Annotated in this window: 7 protein-coding genes; 4 read left to right on the forward strand and 3 right to left on the reverse strand. The window is 39.2% G+C overall.

The window, feature by feature from the left end; translation table 11 throughout:
- Positions 1–318: hypothetical protein (locus tag CVS92_RS09190; RefSeq protein WP_234398730.1), on the reverse strand; the 318-nt coding region annotated here is incomplete at its 3' end.
- Positions 308–1,519, reverse strand: coding sequence for a saccharopine dehydrogenase family protein (locus CVS92_RS08495; RefSeq protein WP_107789160.1), 1,212 nt, complete (start codon positions 1,517–1,519; stop codon positions 308–310). The genes CVS92_RS08495 and CVS92_RS09190, both read right to left, overlap by 11 nt.
- A gap of 444 nt (positions 1,520–1,963) precedes the next feature.
- Here CVS92_RS08495 and CVS92_RS08500 point away from each other — a divergent pair, with 444 nt between their 5' ends.
- Together CVS92_RS08500 and CVS92_RS08505 are read left to right on the forward strand one after the other, a co-directional pair.
- A complete protein-coding gene (locus CVS92_RS08500; RefSeq protein ID WP_107789161.1) occupies positions 1,964–2,620 on the forward strand; it encodes a hypothetical protein in 657 nt (218 codons plus the stop codon).
- A gap of 63 nt (positions 2,621–2,683) precedes the next feature.
- Positions 2,684–3,406 carry a tetratricopeptide repeat protein gene (locus CVS92_RS08505; protein ID WP_107789162.1) on the forward strand — a complete coding sequence of 241 codons (723 nt, stop codon included), beginning with the start codon at positions 2,684–2,686 and terminating at the stop codon, positions 3,404–3,406.
- Here CVS92_RS08505 and CVS92_RS08510 read toward each other — a convergent pair.
- The gene (locus CVS92_RS08510) at positions 3,399–4,040 is read right to left on the reverse strand and encodes a non-canonical purine NTP pyrophosphatase (protein WP_107789163.1); all 642 of its coding nucleotides are present in this window, start codon (positions 4,038–4,040) and stop codon (positions 3,399–3,401) included. The genes CVS92_RS08505 and CVS92_RS08510 overlap by 8 nt on opposite strands.
- A 113-nt stretch (positions 4,041–4,153) precedes the next feature.
- On the opposite strand from CVS92_RS08510, the gene CVS92_RS08515 reads away from it, so the two are divergent.
- On the forward strand, positions 4,154–5,455 hold the full coding sequence (locus tag CVS92_RS08515; RefSeq protein WP_107789164.1) for an MFS transporter: 1,302 nt from the start codon (positions 4,154–4,156) through the stop codon (positions 5,453–5,455).
- Positions 5,452–6,588, forward strand: a complete 1,137-nt coding sequence (locus CVS92_RS08520) for an NAD(P)/FAD-dependent oxidoreductase (RefSeq protein WP_107789165.1) — start codon at positions 5,452–5,454, stop codon at positions 6,586–6,588. Before CVS92_RS08515 ends, CVS92_RS08520 begins: the two co-directional genes overlap by 4 nt.
- Positions 6,589–6,626 lie beyond the last annotated feature (38 nt).

The raw sequence follows: 6,626 nt of genomic DNA on the forward strand, positions 1-6,626 counted from the left end.
AGATAAAATCTCTGATAAAAAGTAAGTTGGAATATTTAGTAAAACTAAAAACACCTTTGCTAGATTTATAATCCATTTTCTTTTAAATAAACTATAACACCAAATTAATATGCCTGAACAAAACAATAATATACCCACAAACGTCATAATTGAAGTAATTATACTACTTTGAAATTTTGGCGTTAAAATCATGGAGAGGGCTATTATAAAAATCCCAAAAAAGTAGAATTTAGCCTCAAGGCTTTCAAGTTTAGCCTTGAAGTAGTTTAAAATTTTACTTAAAGTTTCTTGGATAAATTTTATGATCTTAGACTTCATACCTCTCGCCGGGTTTCATTTCGATTATCTCCCATGGCAACCCCTGCTTATTTAGCTCATCCATGAAAGGCTTGGCGTCGAAATTTTCCATATTAAAGACGCCTTTTCCGCTCCAAATGCCCTTTGCGACCATCATCGAGCCGATCATCGCAGGCACGCCCGTCGTGTAGCTCACCGCCTGCGCGCCCGTCTCGGAGTAGCAAGCCTCGTGGTCGCAGACGTTATAGATATAAACCTGGCGCTCTTTGCCGTCCTTGAACCCACGTATCACACAGCCAATGTTGGTTTTACCCTTCGTGCGAGGACCGAGGCTCGCAGGATCAGGCAGCAAGGTCTTTAGAAACTGTATCGGCACGATTTTTACGCCGTTGTGCTCAACCTCGTCGATGCGCAGCATGCCGACGTTTTCTAGGCATTTCATGTGGGTTAGATAGCTTTGTCCGAAGGTCATGAAAAAGCGGATTCGCTTTAATCCTTTGATGTTTTTAACGAGGCTTTCTAGCTCCTCGTGGTAGAGCAGGTAGCTATCTTTGACGCCGACTTTGGGGTAGTCCCATTTAAACATTATCTGCATCGGCTCGGTTTCTTTCCACTCGCCGCACTCCCAGTAGCGGCCCTTTGCGCTTACTTCGCGCAGGTTGATTTCGGGGTTGAAATTCGTCGCGAACGGATAGCCGTGATCTCCTGCGTTGCAGTCTAGGATGTCGATTTCGTGGATCTCGTCAAATAGATTTTGCTGCGCGTAGGCGCAAAATACGTTCGTCACGCCCGGATCAAAGCCGCTTCCCAGCAGCGCCATCGTATTTGCGGCTTTAAACTCGCCGTCCTTCGCCCACTGTAGCTTATATTCAAATTTGGCGGTATCGGGGTGCTCGTAGTTTGCGGTGTCGATGTATGGGATGCCGGCGCGAGAGCACGCGTCCATGAGGGTTAGGTCTTGATACGGTAGCGCGACGTTTAGCAGTAGCTCGGCGCCCGTTTTTTTGATGAGCGCGACCACGGCGTCGGTATCGTCCGCGTCGATCTGGGCGGTATCGATAGTGACGCCTAGGCGGTCTTTGATAAATTTAGCGATAGTATCGCACTTGCTTTTGGTGCGGCTTGCAAGGGTGATCTTGTTAAAAACGTCCGCGTTCATCGCGCATTTTACGGTCGCGACTTGGCTTACGCCTCCTGCGCCTATGATTAAGATATTTGACATTTGGGCTCCTTTAAATTTTAGTGATTTTAGCAAATTTAAGATGAATTTTAAGAGACGGGGTGCTATTAATTATAAAGTTGGATATGGCCAGCACAAAGTCTAACAAGAAAGACAAAAAGCAGATAGCACTAACACAGATAAGTAGCATATCGATTGCTGGCGGCAGAAAATTAAATTTACCTCCTGATAACGCACGATGAATTTTCTCTCAAATTCTATTTTTTAGTTTGAGATAGATTGTATAAGAAATAAGCTTAAATTTTTTAGGTTTAATTTTTTACTAAAATTTGAGTGCCTAAATTTATTCTAAAGCATACAACGATACATTATCAAGTTAGCTGTTTTAGGTATAATCAACATATTTAAATCTAGAAAAATATCGCAACCGATTTAAAAAACTTGGATGGATTAGCGCCTGGCAAGAGGACACAAAAAGAGGCAACAATGATTGAAAATGGCAAGCAAAGACCGAATAAAAAAGAGGTAGAAGCATTAACTCTTTTTTATAATAGATTTTATTTTTTATATGATGAAATTTCTAATGAAAATTTTAAAACTCAAGAGCCATGCTTTAGATTTTATAGACTCAGAGAAGCATTTTCGGTATTTAAAGAGATTTCTAATTATGAACCAATTAAAGAATATTTAAAGTGGATGAAAAAAGGAGGACGACCTTTTTTTGAAGGATTGATTGCCGATGATCTATTTAGTTTTATTAGAAACCTCTTATTGCACTTTCCTATTTTTGACACATGGGATGAAGTATATATAAATAAAAGTCTTGCCACTTGGGATAAGGCTGGGCAAATAAATAAATTTCTCACCAAGGCAAAAGAATATAAAATTGATGATAAATCAGAGGTCAAATATAGAATATGGGAGACAAAAAAGAAGAAAATGACTTATTTTTCTGTTAAATTTCCCAGTGAATATAATGAAATAACAAATATTTATCTAAAAGATATAATCGCAGAAGAGATGGGTATGAAATTTTGCATGGCGCTAATGAGGCAGATAATTGATACTCAAATCGAAAATCCAGAAGAAGACATAAAAATAATGTCACAAGTTTATTTGCCAAGAAATAATAATGATTTATGAGGCAATACTGAACAAAATTTGCTTTTAATCGCTACAATAGCGCGAAATTTTAAAGGTAAAAACATGAAGAAAATTTTGCCATTTTTAGCGCCTATTTGCCTCTTTGCAAGTAGCTGTGACGAGCTAATACAAGAGAGTGTGAGGGAGTTTTATAAAAGCGATAGAAATTTGGAGAGAGCCATAAATTTATCCGAGCAGGCGACTGATGTCTGCTTAAAAGAGGGCAACACCGAGCAGGCGATCACTTCGCTCATAAATGGCGCTAGCATGTGCATGGTAAATAAAGAGCCACAAAAGACGCTAGAGCTCTCGCAAAAAGCCCTAGAGCTCGCGGCAAACGTTAGCGACAAGCTGCTACTAGCTCGCTCTTATCATAGCCTAGGTGCGGCACAAAAGGTGCTAGGCAGATACGACGAAGCACTTGCTAATTTTCAAGAAGCTCTAAAAATTTATGACAACGCGCCAAATGCCCCAATGAACGACGAACTCATCTGTATAAAAGGCATCGCTAGCGCCTACTACCTAAAAAACGACTTTGACAAAGCCCACGAAAACCACCTTTTAGCGCTAAATTTACTTGATATCACGCCGGAGTTAAGTGGCAACGAGCTTGTGCGATCAGAGCTGTTAATAGAGCTTGCTAACGACCTAGCAAAGCTTAATCAAAAGGACGAAGCTGCCCAAAACTACAAAAAAGTGCTTGAAATTTTAAATAGCAAAGAGCAAAACCCTCGCGCACAAGATCTTTTAGAGCAAGCCAACAAAGGACTAAAGGAGCTTAACTAAAATTTTTCTTTAGGCTTTTTAGTACAAAATTTGCAAGCTCAAGTCCCTTTGAACGGTGAGAAATTTCAAGCTTCGTCTCATTATCTAGCTCGCCAAGCGTTTTAGTAAAGCCATCTGGGATAAAGAGCGCGTCATAGCCAAAGCCATTTGTACCACGCTCCTCGTTTATCGCCTTGCCATACATAAAGCCATGCGTCGTGTAATCACCAAATTTTGAGCTAATGGCGATACAGGCGGTGTAGTGAGCTGGTGAGCTCTTTAAATTTAGCACCTTTAGCTTGCTAATTAACTTTGCTCTGTTGTTTGCGTCATCTGCGTTCTTGCCGCATACCTTGCCATTTTCATCAAGGTCAAAATAGCGCGCAGAGTAGATCCCGGGCTCGCCACCAAGTGCATCCACACTAATGCCACTATCATCGCTAAGAGCGATAAATTCGCCCTCAAGCCCTTGCTCTTTAAGCTTTGCAAAAACAGCTTTTGACTTTATGAGTGCATTTTGCTGAAAAGTGCTGCCATCTTCAACAATCTCAAATGGCTTTACAATCTCGCTTAAGGCGTAAATTTCATAGCCTTTTAAATACTCTTTTATCTCTTTTACTTTGTCTAAATTTGATGTCGCAAGCACGATCTTCATTGCAAGAGCTCCTTAATTTTTGGGCGTATTTTACAAAAAAGTAGATTAAATTTTTAAATTTAAATTAGCGTTAAAATGATAAACTTAGTCCTTTTAAAAATAAGGAAAATTTTATGTTAAAAAGCGTTTTACCACTATCTTTTATCATAGCAAGCAGATTTTTAGGTCTTTTTATAGTTTTGCCAGTGCTTAGCCTTTATGCCTTAAATTTACGCGGAGCAAACGAGTTTTTAGTAGGGCTAATAGTAGGCGTCTATGCGATCTCGCAGATGATATTTCAGGTGCCTTTTGGAGCGCTCTCGGATAGGATAGGACGCAAAAAAACATTAACAATCGGACTTTTGGTTTTTATCATCGGCTCAATAATTTGTGCACATACAAGCGATATTTTTACCATGCTATTTGGTAGATTTTTACAAGGTGTAGGTGCTATCGGAGCAGTTGCAACTGCGATGATAAGTGACTATATAACAGAAGAAAAACGCTCAAAAGCCATGGCGATAATGGGAGCTTTTATAGGGCTTAGCTTCACGCTTTCGATGGTGCTTGGGCCGCTTCTTGCCAAAGACTACGGACTTTCAAGTCTCTTTTACCTAAGTGCCGCTCTTAGCCTACTTTGCATTGTACTTCTTTACACCGTTGTGCCAAAAGAGATAAAAGTGAGCGCTAAAAGTGAAAAAGTACCATTTGGTAAGCTTTTTTTACAAAAAGACTACATGATCATAAATTTCACCTCTTTTATGCAAAAGATGCTAGCAAGCATCGCATTTTTGGTGATCCCTATCGTTTTAGTAAAAGAGTACGGTTACGAGAGTAGCGAGCTTTACAAGGTCTATACACTTGGTGCAGTGCTTGGCTTTTTGGCTATGGGGTTAGCTGGCGCCCTTGGCGATGGCAAGGGGCTTAGCAAGGTCATCTTGATAGCTGGTACGCTACTTTTTGCTCTAACCTACACTATTTTTGCCATTAGCTTTACACTTTTTATCTTCGTTTTGGGAGTTGCTATATTTTTTATAGGATTTAACCTTCACGAGCCCATCATGCAATCAACTGCGACAAAATTTGTAAAATCCTCACAAAAAGGCTCAGCCCTTGGTGTATTTAATTCATTTGGTTATTTAGGAAGCTTTGTTGGAGGTGCGTTTGGTGGATATATCTTGCACGCCTTTGGCTTTAAAGTGCTTGCCATCATCTGCGTGGTGCTTTGCGTGATATGGCTTATTTTACTCTTTAGCCTAAGCGACCCAAGAATTTTTAAAAATATCTATCTAAGCCCTGAAGTAAGCTTAAATTTAGAGCTACTAAATAGCCAAAAAGGTGTAGTCGATTATTACAAAAACGAGAAAAATCAAGTGATCAAATTTGACTCTCGCCTAACAAGCGAGGCTGCTTTAAAAGAGAGTTTGAAGTTTTGATCTACGACATCATCATCGTTGGTGCTGGTGCTAGCGGGCTCTTTTTAGGAGCAAATTTAAAGGGTAAAAAGGTTGCCATCTTAGAAAAAAATAGCAACGCTGGCAAAAAGATCCTAGCAAGTGGCGGAGGCAGATGCAACATCACAAACCGCTTTGTAAGCGCTAAAAACTATCTTGGAGAGCAAAAATTTATAGAGCAAATTTTAAAAGTACTGACTCCAGAGCAAATTTTAAAATTTTTTAGCGAGCTTAAATTTAGTGAGCAAAAGCAAAATCAATTTTTCTGTGATGGCGGTGCAAAGAGCGTTTTAAACGTGCTTTTGAAAAGACAAAATGCAGATATTTTTTATAACAAAGAAGTTCTTGGCGCTAAAAAAGTAGATGAAATTTTTGAAATTGTGACAAAAGATGAAAAATTTAGAGCTAGAAATTTAGTCATCGCAAGTGGAGGATTAAGCTACAAAGCCCTTGGCGCAAGTGACATTGGCTATAAAATAGCAAATAATTTTGGTATTGAAACATCAGCTCTTGCACCTGCACTTGTTGGATTTAGCGTGCAAAAAGATGAGTTTTGGTTTAAAGAACTTAGTGGCGTTAGCCTAAACGCCGAAGTGGAGATAAATAGCAAAAATGAAAGCTATAAATTTAGTGGCAATCTACTTTTTACACATAGGGGCATAAGCGGTCCGGCGATACTAAATGCCTCGCTATTTTGGCAAAAGGGGCGAATTTGCGTAAATTTTTTGCCCAAATTTAGTGAGAAAAATTTAATAAATGGCAAAAAGCAACTTAGTTCTGTTTTGCCCTTACCAAAGAGATTTGTGCTAGAGTTTTTAAGAAATTTTGGCTTAAAAGACAGAGCTTTTTATGAATTTAGCGATAATGAGAGACAAATCATAAAAAGGCTTTTTGCTTATGAATTTGCCCCAGCTGGGACATTTGGCTTTGAAAGAGCGGAAGTTACAAAAGGTGGCGTAAAGAGTGAATTTTTAGATGAAAATTTACAAGCTTATAACGTTAAGGGACTTTATTTTGTTGGTGAGGTCTTGGACATCACTGGCATGCTTGGCGGATATAACTTACATTTTGCATTTGCAAGCGCTCTAAAGGTGGCTAGGGTCTTAAATCTATGATCTTCTAAAAGTCAGCTAATTTTAGATAAATTTTCATA

The organism is Campylobacter concisus, assembly GCF_003048555.1.
Taxonomy (GTDB): domain Bacteria; phylum Campylobacterota; class Campylobacteria; order Campylobacterales; family Campylobacteraceae; genus Campylobacter_A; species Campylobacter_A concisus_AO.

Excerpts from the sequence above, each read along its gene's own strand:
- CVS92_RS08510 (WP_107789163.1), bottom strand. The coding sequence starts at position 4,040 with ATGAAGATCGTGCTTGCGACATCAAATTTAGACAAAGTAAAAGAGATA.
- CVS92_RS08515 (WP_107789164.1), top strand. The coding sequence starts at position 4,154 with ATGTTAAAAAGCGTTTTACCACTATCTTTTATCATAGCAAGCAGATTT.
- CVS92_RS08500 (WP_107789161.1), top strand. The coding sequence starts at position 1,964 with ATGATTGAAAATGGCAAGCAAAGACCGAATAAAAAAGAGGTAGAAGCA.
- CVS92_RS08505 (WP_107789162.1), top strand. The coding sequence starts at position 2,684 with ATGAAGAAAATTTTGCCATTTTTAGCGCCTATTTGCCTCTTTGCAAGT.
- CVS92_RS08495 (WP_107789160.1), bottom strand. The coding sequence starts at position 1,519 with ATGTCAAATATCTTAATCATAGGCGCAGGAGGCGTAAGCCAAGTCGCG.